General features: G+C 45.7%; 1 protein-coding gene. It reads left to right on the top strand.

Annotation, left to right across the window (positions count from 1 at the left end):
• The first annotated feature begins 119 nt into the window (after positions 1–119).
• Positions 120–22,700 (top strand): Ig-like domain-containing protein, encoded by a 22,581-nt coding sequence (locus SIB64_RS03725; RefSeq protein ID WP_413441972.1) that lies wholly within the window; start codon positions 120–122, stop codon positions 22,698–22,700.
• Positions 22,701–22,705: the final 5 nt, after the last annotated feature.

The raw sequence follows: 22,705 nt of genomic DNA, 5'->3' as shown, positions 1-22,705 counted from the left end.
CCCAAAAAATTCTACAAAACAACTTTCGCAATTAATAAAAGTCTTTTTCTTAAGGCAATAAATGCAGACTTAGGGAATAAAAGAGGGTAGGATAGAAAATAAAGAAGTGAAAAGTAGAAATGACTAAGCCAACACGCTCTTATACACAGGTCGTATCAGCCGCCTACGACACGGCAATTCAGGCCGTCAGAAGCTTGAGAGAGAAGCGACGACGATGGGTTGATTTACTTAACGAGGTCTATGGCCCAAAGGCCAAAGACAGCGCAACGCTGGATGCCATTGATCAATGGATTGACAAGACAACCCCGATCGAGATCAAAACTCTGAAGACTGGCATACCTGATGGTGTGAAGGCTGGATACATCAACAATGGGCCAGACGGCAAAGAGTTGATTGGTTTGAGTGAAAACTATCTTGAACAGGCAAGCGTCGAAGATCTGACTGGTGTCATCCTTGAAGAATTAGGCCATGCGATCGATACACGCATCAATGGCAAGAAAGATACATTGGGTGATGAGGGCAGGCGCTTTTCAAATCGAGTTCGGGGAGTTGAAAAAAGGATAAAAGAAAGCTTAGACCATGGAAATATTGTGATCGATGGTCACAAATACAAAGCGGAATTCAGTAGCGGCCCTGTCCTCGTCGGCCCAAAGGTAACACTAAGCGCTGGAGTCGTGAACAATCGATATAAGATTTGGAAAGAGGATCTAGCCAAGGGTTACCAATTTAGTGGTACGAATCCAATAGCCATCAATACAAAAACATGGTTAACCCTTAATTTCAATGAAAATGTAGTTAAAGGCTCTGGGAAGATCAAGTTCATCTCAGGTGATCACGAGATCGTGATGAATGCAGATGATTTTCATTGGTATGACGCACACCCCAGCCGAGATGTTGTAAGCGGACCTACATATAGCTATGCACAAACGAAAACAGCATTAAATGATCCTTCCAAGAATACAACGTTAAAACAAGCGTCAACCTACCATGTAAAAATAGACCCAGGATTTGCTGTCGATCCTTCAGGCAATGCCTTTGCTGGTCTGAATGACAATACAAAACTCACCTTCAAGACGGATGGAGATGGAACACCTCCAAACATCAATCCTCGCTACCCACAAAGAAATCAAACGGCAGTTCAGGTTATCGATGACTGGGGATTCAAAAGCTTCCGCTTTGACATTAACTTTGATGAAGAGGTCAAGGCCAACCAAGATAGTCAGAATAAAAAATACATCACAATTACCAATGGGTCCGACGACACAAGAAGATATTGGGTAGGCAATAGAACAGGAGATGTATGGGACAGCTTCGATAACTCTGTCCGCCTAGAAGATAAGACAGGCAGTCCTTTAAAGTATGGTGAAGATTATTATGTGCTGATCGACAAAGGTGCTTTTGTCGATAAGGCTGGCAATGAATTTGCTGGACTAAAAGCAAACGAATGGAAGTTCAGGACAGAATTTGAAGATTATCCCGCAGACAATACAACAAAAGGTGAAATCAAGCATACATTTTCAAAAGACAATCCCTACAAAGAAATAACACAAACTGCTTCTAATAAATCTGCCTGGTATGGGGTAAGCAAAGATATAGATTGGATCAGACTCGTCATCGATCAGAACAGAAAATACACAATAAGCTTAGAAACAGGAAGCTATAAGCACAACATACAACTCCTGGATGAAACTGGCAAAGAACTTGCCAGCCATGGTGGATACAACCCTAACGTCAAACCTGCTATCTCAAGGCGATTAGAACCCGGCACCTATTACTTGAGCGTGTCTAATGAAATACGTGGGCGTAGTGATTATAAAATCAAATTAGAAGCAGATTTCTCAGAACTAGAAATAGTCAGAAAAAGTCCAGCGAGAAATTCAAACAATGTTGATCCAGAAAGCAATATCACCCTTACCTTTACTGAAAATATCAAAGCAGGTAGTGGCAACATTGTTCTTACTGATGGAGCCTCTGACACACGCACCATTAGTGTTACAGATAGCAATCAAGTCAGCATCGTTGGCAAGCAACTAACGATTAACCCCACCAGTAAGCTAAATGATAACACCAAATATTATCTGAATTATGCAAAAGATGTGATCAAGGATATCGATAATAATTCAGCCAAGCCGATCAGCAAGTCAACAGAATTTTTCTTCCAAACCGGATCTGATAGTGATCTCATTGTCAACCAGGTTGTCAAAGTTCCATCCCATTGGCCAATCGACCGCAATGGGAACGACGCCTTCCATCATGGTTATGGAGAAGTTGCTGTTCATTATAATCAACCCCTCAAAGCAACACTGCCCGATACAACTGATTTTGTGATCACCGCTGATGGGGCAAGTCAAACGATCGATAGTCTGAGGATTGTTAATAATATTATTTACTTAAAATTGGCATCTGCCATACCGATCAATAAAACAATTAAGCTCAATTATGTTGCCAGTTCAGATAACAATAAAAAGATTAAATCGTTAACCGATAAGAATGCTGCAGGTTTTACAGGTCAATCAGCGGAAACAGAAATAGAACATGCCAATAAGCTAAATGCTGTCATTGATAAAGACCAATCAGGGGCCATTCAGAAGTATTTAGATCTCAACGAGACCCATGTTTATAAAAACAAATATACAAAGACGGCGGATATAATGCCCGGCTCACTCATCAGTCGCAGTGTCGGTTTTAGTTTTTACGACAAGAATGGGGTTTTGATCAATAGCGGATCTTCGCATAATTTGTCGTCGGTCAAAAATGGTGATTTAGTTTATTTGGTCGTACGTGATATCAGCAATAAGAGTGATGCTGATATGCAACAACGTAATAATCTCAACAATCGCAATGCAAATTACGGAATTCCCTATTACGTTGGTTCGGCAATCAATCAGGATGTCTTTAAACAACTAAACGGAAGCTACAGCCTACTAGAACTTGGTTCACTATCAGGAACCAACTTCGTGGGCGGCGATAAAGATAACCTTAGGCTTTGTGATGATAGGGGTGTTAAATATTTTAAATTTAAGCTGCTAAATAATGCTGGGGCAGCTCATAACGTTAAGGTGCATACAAACAGTGATTTTAATAATAAAACAGTAGATAGTGTAGAAGTGATGGATTCCAACGGCCAGATCGTTGCAAGCAAAACAATTTCACCGAATACAACAAATGTTTCCCCAGAAATAAGCCTGAATGGGCTTAAAGCAGGCAAATATATTTTGATTGTGAAAAGAGCGGAAAACAAAAAAGGGTTACCATTTTCACTTGAATTCAATACGCCAACGGCAGCATCCTATGGCGTTGATGAGGCAACGATTGATTGGGGCACACTCGATAAAAATAGCAGCAAGCAATCTCTAAAAATCAATAAATTTGATGATATCGATACGATTAAGTTTAAACTCACGAAGGAATCAAAGATAGGCGAACTACTACTAAAACATGATAAAAATATTTCGAATTTTTATGCGAAGCTTTATAGGGCTGGCAGTAGTCAAGTTGTTTTCAATTCAGATACAAGCTCATCGCATGAAAGTATAAAGGTTGATCAATTACCAGCTGGTGATTATGAACTTAAGCTGGGGGCAAGAGATGACAGTGTTGGTGATTATTCCATTGAGGTTGGAGAACGTGCTACAAAAACGAATGGAGAAATCTATGAGAGTATCAATCATACGATTGCCTACAATTCACACACAGAAGAAGCCGCTAAAAACGTTACAGGCAACGAAACATGGGCCACCGCCTTTCCGATTGGTGATATTAAAGCAGGCACCACTAAATTTACCAATTTTTCGATTAGTTCGGCGAGCGATATCGATTATTACCGGCTCGTTAATTCAACAAATACAGGAAGAACAAACGTAAGCCTTGAATTCGATCATGGCAAAGGTGATTTAAAATTAGAGATAGGAAAATATGCTGATAATTTATCTGGCTTTGATTCTAATTCCGTAAAGAGTGATACAAAGAGTGATGATGAATCGATCTCATTCCTCAACGGTTACAGCGATATCATCATTGCAGTCAGTGGTGTCAATGGTGCCACGAATGAATACTCAATTAAAACGGTTATTGAGAAACCAGATTACGATGATAACGCGAAGGATATCGATGATCGAGATGACAGCGAAGCCACTCTTCCGTTGTATTTTTCTGAGACATATAAGCGGATGCATGAGCTTACAATTCATAATTCCGATGATGTAGACACCTATAGTTTTACATTAACGAAACAAGGTAATTACAACGATTATATTGCCATCAAGGAGCCAGAGCGTGATCATCAGAACAATAACAAATATAGCGACTACGGTAGAGGCGCTGGAAAAGTAAATATCGAATCAGCAAAACTAAAACTCTTCAACAAAACAGGGAACACACAATTACGATCGTCAGTTGGTCTGGGCCGGGCTTTTCAAACGAAAGAACAGACGCTTAACGATTATGCAGGCACCAGCTATCAAGTCTTGTCGTTGGAAGGTCTTGAAGCCGGTGATTATCAAATTAAGATCAGCTCACTGAAACCAACCCAATACACATTAGTCGCCAATGGTAGTATCAAAATAGCTGTCAAACCAGATCGTTATGAGGCCAATGGTGGTAATAACACCATTAAAAGTGCCATTGATCTGGGATTAATCACTGATAAAACAACGATCAATAATCTTTCATTTTCTGGAGGCGAAGGCAGCTTCACTGCTGATCATGATGTCTTCAAATTCCAGGTTCCCAAGAAAACAAGAAATATTTTCCAACACTCAATGGTTGAATCTGTTATGGAAAGAGATTATGGCAGTAAGGTTAATTATAACATACTTGATAAAGATGGCAATATAATTACAAATAGGGTTGGCTCAGGAATACTAAAACCTGGCAATGATTATTATCTTGATCTTTTTGGTGAAAATCTAACCCAGAATATATCGAACCTATTGATCACTCCAGTTGAATATTCATTTACGCTTGATCCACAATATTCTCGCCTGCCAGATTCCTACTACCCAGCGCCAGACCGCTTTGAAGCCAATGGCGGCAATAATGAACAGGGAAATGCTACACCTCTTGGATTAATCAAGGGCAAGAAGGTTATTACCGACTTAACATTGGATGCTTCTGGAGAGAGGTCGAATTCGGATACGTGGGATATTGATATCTATAGCTTCAGCCTCGAGGATATCAAGTTCGGCGAGAATGATTCGATAGACATTGTGGGCCTGCACAATAATGGATCATATGGTAATGATGTTAAATCCATCTTTACTGGTGAAATATGGTCAAAAGATTTTAAAGAATTTCATGGATGGACAAATCAAAGAAATCGCCATGCTCTGCATTATATCGATGGTGGTAAAGATTATCATTTAGTAGTTAGACGTAAGTGGAATGAAAACCATCTTTTTCGTCAATCGCATGGTGGCAATAGTCTTAAATATGAAATTCAATTTAATTTAACGGAGAAAGATCCCTCAACAGGCAAACGAAAGGGGGATGAACATGAGGGGGCCCATGGCAACAACACAATGGAGAGGGCTGTAACCCTTGATCCTGATGATAACTGGGTTGGTGATATGTATATTGAAGGCAGTATTCATACTCGATTCGATACTGACTGGTACAAATTTGATATTACACATCCAATACAAGCGAATCAATTTTATGGCTCACTTAATTATGCTTGGAGGAAGGGAGATATTGATGCTTTCCTTGTTAATGATCAAGGAGTTACACTTCATAGTGCCACAGATACATTCGCGCAACCATTGAGGGTATGGGGACAGATTAATCCGGGTACCTATTACTTAAAAGTACAAGCCAAGGAACTTAAACGAAATTTTGATGATTCTGTTGAAGACTACGGCGATTATCAGATAAAACTGTATACAGGTGGCAAGGCAAGTGATGATCGTTATGAAGATAATGATGCTCATTTTACTGACGATGATGCCTACGCAAAGGCAACTGATTTGGGTATTGTTAATGAGAAATCCAATGGATCAAAGATTAAATTTGATGACTTAGTGCTTGAATCAGATAGTCCTGGTAGACAGAGGCTTCCCCTCGGAGACTGTCATTTTGCATCACCCAATGCACAGGATTTATACAAATTCACACTAAAAGGCAATGCTGATATTGATGATTATATTGAAGTTTCTTCCAAAAAATCCATAGCACCAGGCTTTACGATTAGAAGAGTTGACTCCATATTGAATCGCTTAGGAGATCCCAATAGGTCTCCCTCCGACCATCATCAGAGAAAAATAAAGTATAATCGTAAAAGTAATGTCAATAGAATAGATATAGGTGGCCTTAAGGCAGGGGAGTACTATTTATATCTCGACAGCTACAATACTGAAGCTAATGTGCCTTGTATTGATGTTCGTAATCAATACAGTATTTCATTCAATGGGCCACCAAGCCAATCAAAGGGTGACCAGTTTGAGAAAGGAGCAGGAAACAATACGAAGAAAACAGCAACGCCAGTTGATCAAAGCAAGGAAAACACTAGAATTAAAGATGTCACATTACATTATCGCAATGATTTAGATTTTTATAAAATCATCCTTCCACGTAGAGGGTCTGCGACAGATTTCTTCAGTGTTGAGGGCAATGTTGTTGCCTCTCTCTACCGTGACAACGGTATTGCTCAGAACGCATCAGATGTTCGGTGGCATACACAAGATCGTGAAGTTACAGAACCACGGATCGCATGGGGAAAAAAAGTCAAGACTAAGACTGTTGGCGATAATCTGACAACATTTAATTTAGAGGGGTTGTCACCTGGTGTTTATTTTGCCAGGGTACAATCGAAACAGTTCATCGATTTTGCTGATCCAAATAAGATTCAAACAGAAGAATTTGAGTCACAGCGTTACACAATCGATGCCAATATTCCTCTCTCAAAGCTTAAAACAGAAGATTTTTACGAAGCACTTGAAATCAATGAATCGTATGGCTTAGGTATTGCATCATCCCGATTTTCATTGAAAGATTTAACCCTGTCACGTGGTGATATTGATAAGCGTCAGTTTAAGTTAACTGAAAAGGGCAAGCCTGATCAAGGAATTGGTGTGCGTTTTCACCACCTCACCAATAATGTTAAGCTCGAAATCATTGATCTTACCAGTAAGGCTGTTGTTAAAACTGCTGATTTCTCTTCATCTAAATCAAATTATGAGTGGATCTCACTTCACAATCTACCGATTGGTGATTACGAACTAAAGATTTCTGGCCCTGGTGGAAAATATGATTTTGATTTTGTTGGTATCAACGATAATGTGAGCGATCATCATATTCAAGACAATGCGGTTGGCACTGCCAAAGCAATCACAACCGGTAAAAATAGTGGCTACACAGTTGGCGGCGATGACAAAGTTGATTATTTTAAATTCACAACCAAACATAAAACAGCTCACCGATGGGATCTGGGTAAGGATTACATCGAGGTTCAGTTCTGGAATCAATTGGGGAATATTGATCTTGAATTACTATCTAAGGATGGCAAAGAGTTAATCGATTATTCCTACGGATTTGAGAATCACGAAAGAATTGACTTGGTTGAGCTCCCTGCTGATGATTATTTATTAAAAGTCATTGGCCGTGGCACAATTAACGATTATTTCTTGGATCTATCTTTAGATTCTGTGCCTTCTCTGGAAGAAGATACTCTCAATAATCACACACAAGCAAAGGCTTATACTCCCATTGAGCTTGTACCAGATGGACATTTGAAAGCTTGGGAAGATATTAATGCAACATTAAGCCCAAATAATGCAGAGGATTGGTATACAGCAAAATTTGATGCTAAACAAAATGGCCCAGAGTTCTGGTCGTTACTGGAACAAAAGAATAGAATCTATGTTGATGTTTTTGAAAAAATACCTGGTGAAGACCAGCTGGTATTCATTAATAGAGTTGATACTGCAACCCATAGAGGTTTCACCACCAATTCGGGTGGTTGGCCCTTTGAACCAGGACAATATTTTTGGAGAGTAAGGGGACAAGAGATCAATAAAATCGCAGAATATTCGATTCGACACGATCCTACCCGCGCCGCCCCTGTTCAACGGGTGATTCCTGAACCTTTAGGTGATGTCTATAATGATCTGAATACTAACGATTGGTTCTTTGAAGAATCATACGACTTAGAAAACTTGAGTGCGAATCCCTTTGTGGGTAATCAGTGGCTCAAAAACCCTAGTAGTGCCACATCAAATGGACTCAAAGATTTCGATGTTTATAAATTCCAATTAAGGCAAAAAGGAGATGCCAATAGCTTTATTAACGCCTATTTTGAGGAATGGTATACAGACTTTGATATGTACCTGTTTGCTAACAATCAGAAAAATTTTAAAGACGCTGTGAAAACCGGCGATCATCGCTTATTCAAGTGGAAATTGTTTGAGATACATCCAAAAACTGGAGCACCTCTTCTCTATAAACGTGCATCGCGTAGTAATACTGATAATGAGTCGATCAGCTTGGATGGACTTCCAAAAGGTGAATACTCCTTAGTTGTCGTTCCGCATATTCAATTTTTCAGTGAGGCTAAATATGAATTGGAGTTCAACCTCCCGGAAAAAGATGTACAAGTTGATCCTTACGAAGGCAATAATACGTTGGGGGATGCTTATGCTTTTGGCCCGAGTACTGGGCGCCATTGGCAACGAGATCTAAGTATTCATGATCAAAATGATGTTGATTATTTCTCGTTTGAAACCAAATTCAAAGGCACAGCCAATGATCATATTAGCTTGGAATATTACAAGCCAGATGGTGTGTTGGATTTCCGTTTGCTTGATGCGAATGGTAATCAACTTAAAGTTGGAGATTCCACAGAATTAGGTGCGACAATCTCACTCGATAACGTGTCTGCAGGCAAATACAATCTGAAAGTATCAAGCAAGAGCAATTCAACCAATAACTACGATATTGCTTATGAATTGCCCAATGATCCAACCAGGAAGGATGCATGGACCCTCATGTATTACTTCCCTGCCTATCAGGATATTGATATTAAATATACAATCGAGCTCTTAGAAGATCAACTCAGCCGCTTATCTTCAAATGTGAATTTGGCTGTGATGTGGGACCAGCCAAATATGAATGGAAGCCGTAACTATGCCACAGGGGCCGGGCGGCAAAGCAAATGGGATACAGCGGGTCGTGCCATCCTCAAAGCTGATTCCACCATGAAGTGGATTTCTTCGGATTTCGAGGTTCTTGGTGAGAAGAATATGGGAGATCCGCAAACCGTGGTTGATTTTGTGAAATGGGCAGATCAACAGGCTCCTGCTGAGAACCAATCTCTCTTCATTCATGGCCATTCCCTTGGCCTTTCAACGATCATTAATGACAATGAAAGCCGAGATTCACTTGGGATTGTAGAAGTCGCGTCTGAGCTGGAGAAATTAAAGACAGATCAGCACCAGCCTGTCGATCTTGAAATTCTGAGACTCGATGGCTGCCTCACCGGCACGCTCGAATTTGCCTACGAACTCAAGAATGCAGCCAAATACACCATGGGCAGTGAAGCCGTATCAGGTGCTGGTAGCGGTAATTATGGAACCCATGCCCAGGCATTGAACTCCTATCCCTATGAACAGACGCCTGAGTTGCTAGTGAAAAATATGATTGAAGATTACGACTGGAATCATGGCCGTCATGATGGTTTGTTCAAAGATACGTTGTCGGCAATTCAAACGAATCAATTAACCGATCTGGCCGCAGCAATTGCGCATTTTGTGGATGAATCCAAAAAGGTAAGTCAAGATAAACGCATTCATTTTCAAGTTGCTAGAGAATTCGCTCCTCATTATGGCGGTAATAGTTATACGATTGACCTGGGCGCTTTCATGCGTGGTGTGGGCCAAAATACTGTTTTTAGTTCATCCTTGCGCAATGCGGCTAATGCCGTTGTCGCGAAGCTTGAGACAAGCGTTGTTGCCAAATCGGCATCTGAAATGTATGCCGATGGCTTATCAATCTATTACCCCCGTTGGGGTGGAGCTGGTGATTTGTACACCAATCCCCATCCCAACTTCATCAGGGATACGAAGTGGGATCAATTTTTAAACGGGGAGGGTCGACTCAGCCAGCGCAGTGAGACTCGATTGGGCCAGCAAGCATCAAAGCAGCAGATCATTGAAGTTTTTGATTGGTCGTCGTTCAATCAAACCAAAGTTGATGCTTTTGATTTGGGCCGTTTATCTGGCGCCAAGATTGAATTAAATCAATTAGCACTGAATCGTGCCACGACGAAATATTTTAAATTCACAATACCTGAGGCAACCATTGCCCAGCCCAGCATTCAAGTTCGATCCGACCATGAGACGCTATCGGGTCTATCCCTGAAGCTCTTCGATGCTGAAGGAATTAATGTTGCCGAATCAGATAAAGATAATCTTGTTGAAGGGCAGAATTTTACCAGTGGTGACTACATCCTGGAAGTCAAGAACTCTGGTGTTCCCATCCATGCCGCTTCAATCATTTTAGATGCTCCAACGGATACGACTCCCTCCACGATTTACAACAACCAGAAAGGCACCCATCAGGGTGATCAACAGGCAAGCACACTTGCCAATTTCAAGGGCAAGGCATCTGATTTAGGTGTGATCAGCCGACCTGAATTGAGAATGGGTACAACGGCCCCAGCCTCTTTAAGTGAAGATGGTGAATGGCTCTATTACCAGTTGGGCAGTTCTGCTCTTGCTGGCCTCGAGCAAAGGATCAATGTTGAGATCAATATGGCTGATCAAGCGGAGTATGAAGCCGAGATTATTGATGATCAGCAAAAAGTAGTTGATTCAATCACAAGTAGTGGCCGATCAGATATTGGTTATGAAACAACAGGTTCCGGAGAGCAATTTACGCTTCGCTTGCGCCAATTAAAGCCAAGCAATCCATCATCCGAACAAGAGGCACAAGGTGTCGGTGCAGCAACATTCTCTCTTTTGTTCACCCCGCGCGAATCACGACTGCTTCGGATCGTTAGCGCATCTCCATCTGATAACAGTGTTGATGTGAGGGGAGATAGCAACATTGAAGTTGTCTTCAATGCGGCAATTAGTCTCGGCAAAGGCACGATACAGATCAGCGATGGTGCTTCAGACAATCGAATCATTCCAATCACCGATGCATCACAAGTTAGCATTAGTGGCTCCAGGTTAATTATTAATCCGAAACAAAATCTGAATGGAAGCAGTCAGTATTACGTTAAAATTGATAAAGGAGCACTTACAGACCAAAAAGGATATAGCTTCACGGGCATCACCAGTGCGAACACACTTAATTTCAGCACAGTTGATGAGAATGCGCCCCTTTTAAACAAAACTGAGCCTGTTCATAATGCAACAAACGTAACGGCCAGCAGCAACCTTGTATTCACCTTTAACGAAGCCATCAAAGCCGGGTCTGGAAACATTGTTTTCACTGACGATCAAAACAATCAGACGTCAATTCCGATTGGTTCGAATCAGGTGAGCATCAGTGGTGCCAAGTTAACGATCAATCCAAGCCAAGACCTAGCAAGTGATACAAAATACTCGATTAAAATAGAAGTAGGAGCCATTAAGGATAGCGCAGGAAATGCCTACAATCCACTGGACGATCTATCGTTCACCACGGCAGATTTAACAAAGCCAAAGCTGAGTAGCAGTAATCCGAAAGATGACTCCAAAACATTCTCTCCCAGCTCAGATATTATTCTTGTCTTTGACGAACCGATCAAAGCCGGTAGTGGCAATATTTCTATTTTAAGTGATGACGGTTCAGACAAACATATTATCTCAGTTGGTGACTCGCAAATCAAGTTCGCTGGCTATGAAGTCATTATCAATCCATCTGCAAGCTTGAAAAGTAAGAAGGATTATCATATCAAGATCGATTCCACGGCAGTTCTCGACTCCAATACCAATGCTTATCTAGGTATTAGCAATAAGACAACCCTCAATTTCACCACCGCGGATGTTGATAAGCCTCTCCTTGCCTCCACATCCCCTGCAGATAACAGCAGCTCTGTTGCCGCGAATAGCAAGATCGTCTTCACCTTTAACGAGAAGATTAAAGCTGGAAAAGGCACCATCCTCTTCTCTGATGGAGCATCAGATCTTCGCAATATTGATATCACAAGTAGTGAGGTTGAAATTGATAACAAAAGTCTCACTATCACCCCAGCATCTCCACTTCAAGAAAACAGCGACTATCACATCAAGATTGCCTCCGGTGTGATTCAAGACATCGCTGGTAATCCCTACGCAGGTATCAGCGATACTACAAGCTTTAATTTCAAAACAGGCGATGCAACAGCGCCAATTATTGTCAGCACATCGCCTTTCGATAATTCAAAAGATAACAATAAATCTGGAAACATCAAAATTGAATTCAGTGAACCCATCACCCTTGGCGATGGCAGCATCACCTTCAATGATGGTTCATCTGATACTCACAAAATTCAGGCCTCTGATAGCACGCAGGTTTCGATCAAAAACGCTAAAACCCTTGTCATCAATCCGTCTGCTGATCTGACAAGCAATACCAATTACTCCATCAAGATCGACAACAAGGCCGTCAAAGATAAAGCCGGTAATGCCTTCGCGGGGATCAGTGACGCCACCACATTCAATTTCCATATTGCCGATACTGACAAACCGGTCCTTAAAACATCCACTCCGGCAGATGATTCCTATGGCTTCGATGAGGGCGACAATATTGTTCTTACATTCAATGAAAATATCCAGCTTTCCGGCAACGGGCACATCCGATTGCATGCTGCCTTTGATGATTCCATCATCCCTTCCAGTGCTTCTGTTAACGGCAAGAAGCTAACGATTAATCCAAGCCCAACACTTCAACCTGAGCGCGGTTACTACCTCAATATCAGTCATAACGCCATCACCGATCAGGCCAGTACCCCCAATACATTTGCCGGTATTACCGACAAAATTTCGCTCAATTTCACAACCGCGCAATACAGCTCACTCCAAGGCTCCGGTCTCAAAAGCAATACCGATACTCTTCTTGATCAACATCCCAGTGTTCAAGCGCTTGTCACGCCTCTTGAGCAAGGTGGTGCCATTGAATTCACCCCCACCACAGACCAAGGCATCTGGTTCTACAACTACAAAGATCGCAGCCCGCTGCAGATCAAATCCGCTGGTAAAGAGCTCTACGACAGTTTAATTAGCGACTCCCACTCAATAACCAACTCGATGCCATCGCCGGATCTGGCGTCGCTTTGGGATCAGAGGGACGAGGATCGCAGGGCCTTAATTGTTAATACAACTGATCGAGACATCTTTGAACGAACGGGCTACACCTTTCCATCGGGCAAGGACCTCAACCGTTCTTCCCTCAACCAAGCGATCCGCTGGGTTTTTGATCGTGATGGTTATGTGCGCGTCTACAGCAAAAACGAAAACAACCAGGAACTCACCCTTAAGGCCACATCCAGCCGGCAGTTCACCGCTTCACAGGGCAAGAACTCCTACTTCTATCCAGCCTTTGCCGCAGTCAAGAAAAACAATAACACCGTTGCAGCCGGGTCTGTACCAACGGACATTCATCGCCTCGTTGATACCGGCAAAGCCCAGATCTCACTGGTGGGAACTCCTGTTGTCGGCCAAAAGCTCACCCTCCATCTTGACGGTGAAGACCCAGAGGGCAGCCCCAATCTGCTCCGCGGCGGCTCGATGCAATGGCTGCGCAATGGCAACCCCATCACTGGCGCCACCGCTGACACCTACACACTGACAAACGCCGATCTCAACAAGGCAATCAAGGCACAGATCAGCTACACCGATACCGAGGGATTCACAGACACAGCCCCATCCTCCAACAGCTTCACAATCAAGAGCTCCGATCAAACCGGGCCAAAGTTGCTCAGCAGCCAACCCGCTGATAACGCCGTCAATATCAGCAATCTCAGCACGATCAAGCTCAACTTTGATGAGCCGATCCAGGCAGATGCAGGCAGCATCGAGCTGGACAATCAGAACGGCGATGCGCGCAGCATCAGCATTGTTAATTCCAACCGCATCAACATCAATGGCAACACGCTAACGCTCAATCTTGCCCAGCCCCTCGCCACAGATAGCAACTACCACATCAAAATTTCGGCGGGTGCCTTCACCGACACCCATGACAATCCCTATGCGGGGATCACCAACAAAACATCCCTTAATTTCACAACCATTGAAACGGTTGCGCCTCGATTAAAGACCATCTCGCCAAGCAAAGGTGCAGACAATATCCCGGTGGCCAGTGAAATCAAACTCACCTTCACAGAAGCGATCAAAGCCGGGCAAGGCAAGATCACGATCAGCGATGGCGATGCAGATGTCCGCCAAATCAATATCACCGACAAAACGCAAATCAGCATCAGTGACAAGGTTCTGAAAATCAAGCCAACCGCTGATCTCAACAGTTCCACCTCCTATTCACTGCAGATCCCCCAGACTGCAGTGCTGGATCTCGTTGGCAATCCCTTCTCTGGTATCAGCGATCAAACCACCATTCAATTCACAACCCAAGATATTCTCCCTCCCACGCTGAAAAGCACCACACCAGCAGACGATCAAACCGGTGTTTTAACCAATCAGCAATTCATCCTTCAATTTAATGAACCGATTAAAATCGGCAGCGGCAAACTCTTAATCACCGATCAAGGCAATGATCATCGCGAAATCAATGTCAACAGCAACCAAGTCTCCATCGATGACACACAGCTGATCATCACCCCATCAAAAGACCTGCTTGAAAACAGCGCCTACAGCATCTTGCTCGAGCCAGGGGCGATCACCGATCAAGCCGGAAATGCCTTTGCTGGCATCAGTGATTTCACAACCTTCAACTTCTCAACCGCTGATCTCACTGCCCCTGTCCTGACCGCCAGATCACCCGGCAAAGGCAGCACGGATGTCAGCATCAATTCTCCAATCAAGTTGATTTTTAATGAAAACATCAATGCCGGCAAAGGCACACTCACTTTGAGTGATGGTCAGCAGGATGAACGCAAAATTAAAATCACCAATTCAGATGTTATTGATATCACAAATAACACACTCACCATCACACCCAAACAAAAATTCCTCAGCACAAGCACCTACACACTCAATCTACCCAAAGGGATCGTCACTGATCGCTCCTCCAACGATTTCAAAGGTCTTAACACCTCCTTTGAAACAGAAGATGCCGATCCGCCCATTCTTCTATCCACTACACCAGTCAACAACGGCAAGCTAGATATCAAGCAAAATGTTGTTCTTACTTTCAACGAACCCGTCCTTGCTGGAAAGGGTTCCATCCTCTTAAAAGACAAAGCCAACAATCAAACCATTGAAACCCTCCAAGCCAATAGCTCACGCGTTTCCTATGCCGGCAACACAGTCAATATCGACTTCAAAAACAATCTAGTCAACAGCAAAGCATACAAACTTGATTTTACAGCGAGCAACATCTTTAAAGACAAATCCGGAAATCAGTTCAAGGCGAGTGGAGACAATCTTATTCAGTTCACAGCGGAATCAATTGCGGATACGATTTCGACCAAGGACAAGATTGGTGATCGTTTTGCAATCAATCCAGACAACGGCAAGGTTACGATCCTGATCGACGGCAAAACATCCGCAAAAGTCAAACCACTGCTGGGAGAAGATCATCAACTTGCTGAATCCAGCTGGAAAGACACCGAGCAAGGCATCTCTGGCTCGTTCGCGGTGGAAGCCGTAGAAGGCTTCAAAGAAAAGGGCAAAGATTTTTACGCAGTTGCAATCAAGGAAACATTTGCAGACAACAACAAGGCATCAGAAGAATGGTACAAATACATCTTTAATAACAGTGGCACATTCGAGTACAGCGTTGAAATCCTCTCGCTCGCGCAGGTAGAAGAAGAATTCAAGCAGGATCTTAACCAAGACAATTACATCGGTGTTAATCCTGGGAAACTAAAAATTATCCGCAAAGGAGAAACAGGACACGCCGCCTTCAAAGATCAAAACAACAACATCTATATCCTTGATGAAAATCGCCTCAACTCTCCTCTCCTCATCACTGAATCCTGGGGTGAACCCGCTCAACTCATTGATTCTTGGAACGGCGGCTCACGCTCCATCCATGCCGTTGAACAACTCCCCGATGGCTCCTTCATCATCGCCATCCAAACTAGCGATTCTCACTCACCTAACTCCACAAAATGGGAAACCGCCAAGCTCTCTGCCGCTGGCGTCATCGATTCAAACTCCTTCCAACACGGTGATATCGCTTCCAAAGAAAAGCTCTTTAAAGAAGACCTCAACCTCGATAACACCATCGGCTTTAAAGCCAATGCTCTAACCACTAAATCCGACGACACAACCGGAGACAAACTCGCTCTCAATAAAAACAACGAGCTCTTTATCCTTTCTCAAGCTGGCGCAACAGTTCCTGTTAAAGATGAATTCGGGCCCGCTCGTTTTGATGAATCGGAAACCTTCCCCGGCGGTTCCTTCAAACGACAATCCAGGCAGGTTCAGCTCTGGGATAACGGCACCTCCTCAGATACCTCTGATGACGTTTATCTCTTGGCGGTCTATGAGCAATCCACCCATTCCTTTGAAGGTGGTAGCGATTCCCATGACAGCTGGATCGTCTATTCCATCGATCAAAACGGAAACATCCTCTGGAATCAAACCGCCTACAACGTCCCCATCGCAGATTATGAGCTTCGTTTCGATGCAGATCTCGATGGCGATACAAACAAAGGCTTCAATCTCAACTCCCTTCAGCTGATCTCCACCGACACCGTTACTCCCGATTCCTCCCCATCCGGTGTCACCCTCAAACGGGACAACAAGGGCAACAGGCTTTTCATCTGGGATGGATCCAACAACATCAAAATCCTCGATTCCCACGGCCAAACTCCCCAACTCGAGTTCTCCTCCAGCTGGGAAGGCGGCACCTTCAAAGCGGAAGCTTTTGCTGTGGAGCAACACAACACCACACCAACAAGCTTCTCCCTTGCGATCAAATTCTCCGACACCTCCTCCGGCAGTGGTGGTGATGGCGGTGGCAATGGTGGTGGCGGCCCCACCACCGTTAACAACAACGGCTCCGATCTCAACAGCGGCGATGACGGCAGCTCAGACTCCGTCATGTGGGAAATCCATACCCTCACCTACAAAGACATCAACGGCGATTCCAGCAAAGAGGCCGTTCTCGATTGGTCCACACCGCCAACCTTCACCCCCTCCATCGCCAGCTACGAAAAGGTCTTCAAACAAGACCTCAATGGTGATAAGCAGATTGGCCTGAACATCTCCAAACTCTCCACCCTCGCCACCGACAAACAAGGGCACACCGCCAAACTCTCCAAAGAAGGCGCCATCTTCCTCTTTGATGGCTCCAACAACAGCTCCCTTCTGGCGCTCAAAGACCCCAACGGCGGATCGCCAAGCTTCTCGGTCAATCATTCCTGGGACACCGGCAGCTTCCAGCTCACTCCTTTTGCTGTCTCTGACAAGCAAAACAATGGCACCGCTTCCGATAGCTCCGATGACTATTACCTGCTCGCCATCAAGCAGCAAGAATCCACAACCTTAGAAGACAAATCAACCGACACAAACGTCAAATGGGAGCTGCATCAGGTCAATGCCAACACCGGGGTCTTTAACTTCGATGATTCCATCTTTACACGCTCGATCCTCAAATACGAAAGCATTTTCAAGCAAGATCTCAACGGTGATAACAAAACCCATACCGGAACCATCCAACTCACATCACGCAATACTGACAAACACAACATCCTTCTGAAAGAAGATGATGCTAAATCCCTCTACATCATTGATGGCTCAACCAAATTAGAAGTCAAAGACAGCTTCATCGAGCAATCGTCGCGCTGGGCCGATGGCAGCTACAAATCGAAAGCGATCGCCGTTGAAAAAAATACCAACCAAACCCCATCGAACAATTCCGACGATTATTACCAGCTCGCCGTCAGGCAAACCAATACCTTCAAAGACAACGACGGCAACAAACAAACCGACACCAACTGGCAGATCTATGCCATCGACCAAAGCGGTGAGATCAACTGGGAGAAAAACGTCTGGACACAATCCATCAGTTCCTTTGAAAACTTCTTCCATCAAGATCTTGATGGCTCCGGAAAAAAAGGTGATATCCCTGGCCTGAAATTCCTCTCCACAGACACCAAGGGACACCGCCTCCAAAAAGACACCAAAAAACTCCTCTACATCACCAACAACAACGGCAACAATCGCATCAGCATCACCGAATCTGGCGGCAGCCCCGTTTCCTTCGATCACAGTTATTCCTGGGGTGCCGGCTCATCCACATCCAAAGCTGTTGCTGTTGAGCGCAATCCAGACAAGTCCTTCAGCCTCGCTGTTCAGGTCGCCTCCACTGAAAAAGATGCCGCTGGCGTCACAAAATCAGACAGCCATTGGGAGATCTATTCCATCAACAAGCAGGGAATTGTTGATTACGACAATGTCATCTTTAAAGATGACATCTCAGCAGAAGAATCCAAGCTCTTCAAGGAAGATATCGATCAATCCGGCGCCACAGGCCTCAATTTCTCATCACTGCAATCCGTCGCATCCGACAGCTACGGCGACCTGCTCAAGCGCGATTCAAACGGCTTCTTCTACATCCTCTCCGACGCCGACACCACAAGCGATACCAGCGACGACGAACACATCCCCCTCAGCCAAGCCTGGGGCGACCGCGTCAATTTCAACACCACCGATTCCTTCTCCGGCGGCGCCTTCACCTCGCAGGCCGTCGCCGTTGAGTCCACCTCCTACACCAACAGCAAAGGCATCAGCACCAACGGCTATGTCATCGCCCTCAAAAACACCAACACCACACCAAGCTCCACCAACATTGATTGGGAACTCCGCTATGCCAATGCCGACGGGGTGCTCGATCCCAACCTGATCGTTTCCCTGGCCTCCATTCAAGGCAGCGAGTCCCTCTTTGGCACCAACAAAAACAATGCCGATCTTGATGGCGACAACAAATTTGGCATTGATACCTCCGCGCTGAAAACTGTCGCCACAGACACCAGCGGCGATGGCCTCCAACACGACAACAACAAAGCGCTCTTCATCGTTGATGACAACGACAGCGTTGACACCAGCGATGACACCCGCATCCCCATCAAGGAAAGCAGCGGTGAAACCGCCAACTTCAATTACACCTACACCGATAGCTTTGGTAACCAAACACGCACCGTCACCTCAGAAGCGGTCGCCGTTGAATCCAAGCAAGTCGGCGGCAAAGACTGCTTCCAACTCGCCGTCAAAATCACCGAGTCCAAAGCATCCGCATCCAGTAACAAACAACGCAGCAATTCACAGCAACAATCCACCACGTTCTGGGAAACCTGGCTGATCTCCAAAGCCGGCATTCTTGACCCCGCCTCCGGCTCCAGGTCCAAAGGCATCCGCCGCAAAGAAGCCGACTTCAACCAGGACCTCAACGGCAAAGGCGGCATTGAATCCGCCACCAGCGTCTCCACCACCGCCTTCTCCTCCGACACCACAGGTGCTGTTCTCGCCCAGGATTCAGAGGAGTCCCTCTACATCAAAGACAGCGGGCGCACCATCGCCATCGTTGATGACAACGATGGCCCCATCGCCCTCGCCCACTCCGAATCCTCCACTGAAGAGACGATCACCGTCACGCCCTTCGCCGTCGAGAAACACGACAATCAAACCCCCTCTGACGCCTCCGACGACTACTACAAGCTCGCCACCAAACACCACATCCAACCCAAATCCGGCAAAGCCTTCACCCTCTGGCAAACCAACACAGTCTCACTCAGTGGCGTCCTCTCCTTTGCATCCGAAACCTTCGGAGATGCCAGCATTCACGAAACCGATCTCAAACAAGATCTCGACGGTGACAGCAGCATCTGGTCAGCCGCTAATGCAACCTTCAATGCCATTAATTCCGATACCCGCGGCGCCACACCTCACCTCGATTCCAACAACAATCTCTACATTCAGCCCGCAGGTGGTTCCACAAAACATGCCGTTGTCGATGCCGCCGGTGCACTGCTGAACTTTGAGCACAGCTGGACGGTGAACAGCAAGTCCTACAAAGCTGAAGTTTTCGCCATCTCCAACATTCAGGACAACGGCACAGCCAGCGATAGCAGCGACGATTACTACAAACTCCTCATCAAAGAAACTGAAACTGACGGCGGTAACGAAACCCTGCGCTACGAGACCTACAACATCGCAGCGAACACATCCACCCTCGATTGGGCCACCTCGGCCCGCTTCTTCTCTGCCATCGCCCTGGAAAGCACCTTCCAGCTCGATATCGACGGCAATGGATCCATCGCCACCATCGATGCCAACTCCACCACCGCTATCGCCACCGATACCGCCGGCTCCAGGCTTCGCCAGAGCAGCAATGGCTTCCTCTTCATCAAAGAAGGGGCATCCACCAATCCCATCAAAGGCCCCGATGGCGGCTACGTCGATCTCAACGTCAAGGAGTCCTACGACAAAGACACCAGCTTCCAATCAGAAGCTCTCGCGATCTCCAACAAATTTGATAACGGCACAACCGGAAAAACCTCTGACGATTACTACAAACTTGCCGTCCGCGAAACCAACACCTACAAAGCCGAATCGGATGTGATCTATCGCATCATCACCCTCGATTCCAAACGCACCATCCAACCGGAACTCGATCAGTTCTATACCGCCGCTGAACTCAACGAAAAGACCTTCGCGCAAGACATCACCGGCGACTCCAACATCAGTGCTGGGCAATCCACAAGCGCCAACGACGATGATGTCAAGGTCGGCACTACCGATGGGGCCGTCCTCAAGCAATTCGGCAATACCGCCCAATCAAAGATCGTATCGATCGCGAATTCACAGTCTGATTCAAGTGACAAAAATATCGAAATGTTCGTTGGTGGTGTTCAAGGCTCCGCCAAAACCAACTACGACGTTGCCGTCAAAGTGGTGCAAAAGGCCACCGCTCCACTGCTTGCGAAAGCCACCAAAACAGCCGGTGTCGATGATGCCTCCAAAGAGGTCAAATCGATCACGGGCCTCCTCGATTTCAACGTCACCATCCCCGACAGCAAAAATCACGGCAAAATCGTCAACCTCTCCTGGGTTCTTCCCAAAGGCACCAAAGAACCCGTCTATCTCAAAGAAGATTCGCTCACCAAATCCTTCTTCAACTTCACCTACAACCCAAGCACTGGTGAAGGTGCCAAATGGGATGACGACCTCAACACCCTCACCGTCTACGTGCGCGATAACGGCAAATACGACGATGACCCCACTCCCGGAACCGTCAAAGACCCGGCCTTGATCGTTGATGCCAACGCCAACGCTCCTTCACCGGCCCCGTCTCCCTCACCCTCTCCGTCCCCTGGGCCCTCACCCTCTCCAGGACCCTCTCCGTCCCCAGGACCCTCACCCTCTCCGTCTCCCAAACCCACCAAAAAACCGACCAAGCCCCAGCTCCCCATCAAACCAGGCAAAAAACCGACCAAGCCCCAATTCCCCATCAAACCAGGCACAAAACCGACCAAGCCCGATCAACCCGCCTCCAAAACCAATCCCACCCCAACACCAACAACCAAAACCACCAAACCACCAACAACGCCAGCTCCCAACAAAGCCAACGCAACAACCACACCCACCAAAGCTCCAGCCACCACAATCCCCAGCAGCGCTGATCCGATCAAGGCACTGATCAGCGCGCCGCTCGGCGACGCCAAAGCCGATCTCCAAACGCTCGAGCCCAAGCAATTCAGCAACCTCAAGCCCAAAACCCTCGCTGCCTTCAAGCCCTCCCTCTTCCAGGCCATCTCTCCCAAACAGATCAACGCGCTCGAGACCGGCTCCCTTAAAGCCATCGCTCCAGCCCAGATCGACAAGCTCAAGCCCGCCGCCTTCCAAGGCTTCCAGCCCAAGCAGGCCAGCGCCCTCAAGCCCCAACTCTTCTCCGTCCTCAACAACAAACAGCTCGCCGCTTTCCGGCCCAACAGCTTCGCGGCCTTCTCAGCGCGCCAGGTCAAGCAGCTCAAACCACGCAGCCTCTCCGCCCTTAACCCCAAGCAATTCAGCAAACTCCAGCCCAAAACCCTCGCTGCCTTCTCAACCAAACAGTTCCAAAAGCTCCCAACCGCACTCTTCCGGACCCTCAAAGGCAAACAACTCGCCGCCTTCGGGAAAAAAGATCTCAACGCTCTCTCCGCCGATCAGCTCAAGGCCATCCAGCCCAACAAACTTGTTGCACTCAAACCAGGCCTCCTCAATTCCCTGAAACCCGATCAGATCGCCTCCTTCTCCCTCAAACAACTCAGAGCCTTTTCGCCAAAGCAGCAACGCCGGCTCTCCACTTCCTTCATCAACGCACTCTCCAATAAACAACGCAAACAGCTCAAGTTCATCGACTCCGATCCCATCACCAACAACAACAATAAAAACAACGGCAAATCCAACACAAACAAAAACTCCGGCAACGACTCCCTCACCTCTTCAAACAACAAACCCAACAACAAAGACAACAAACAAAGCAGACTCATTCACCATGACATCCTGTCATCCAACAACGACTTAAGCCCAAATCTTATTAACACAACCCTCTCGCCCTTCCATCATTCATCCACCAGCGACAACAACGAATTCAACATCATCGACAATCACAGCCTGTTGACTGAATTGATGTGACAATA

The organism is Synechococcus sp. MIT S1220 (assembly GCF_047303025.1).
GTDB lineage: Bacteria > Cyanobacteriota > Cyanobacteriia > PCC-6307 > Cyanobiaceae > Parasynechococcus.
The sequence above is the reverse complement of the archived record's forward strand: the minus strand, read 5'-3'. Positions and strand labels throughout refer to the sequence as shown.

Excerpts from the sequence above, each read along its gene's own strand:
- SIB64_RS03725 (WP_413441972.1), top strand. The coding sequence starts at position 120 with ATGACTAAGCCAACACGCTCTTATACACAGGTCGTATCAGCCGCCTAC.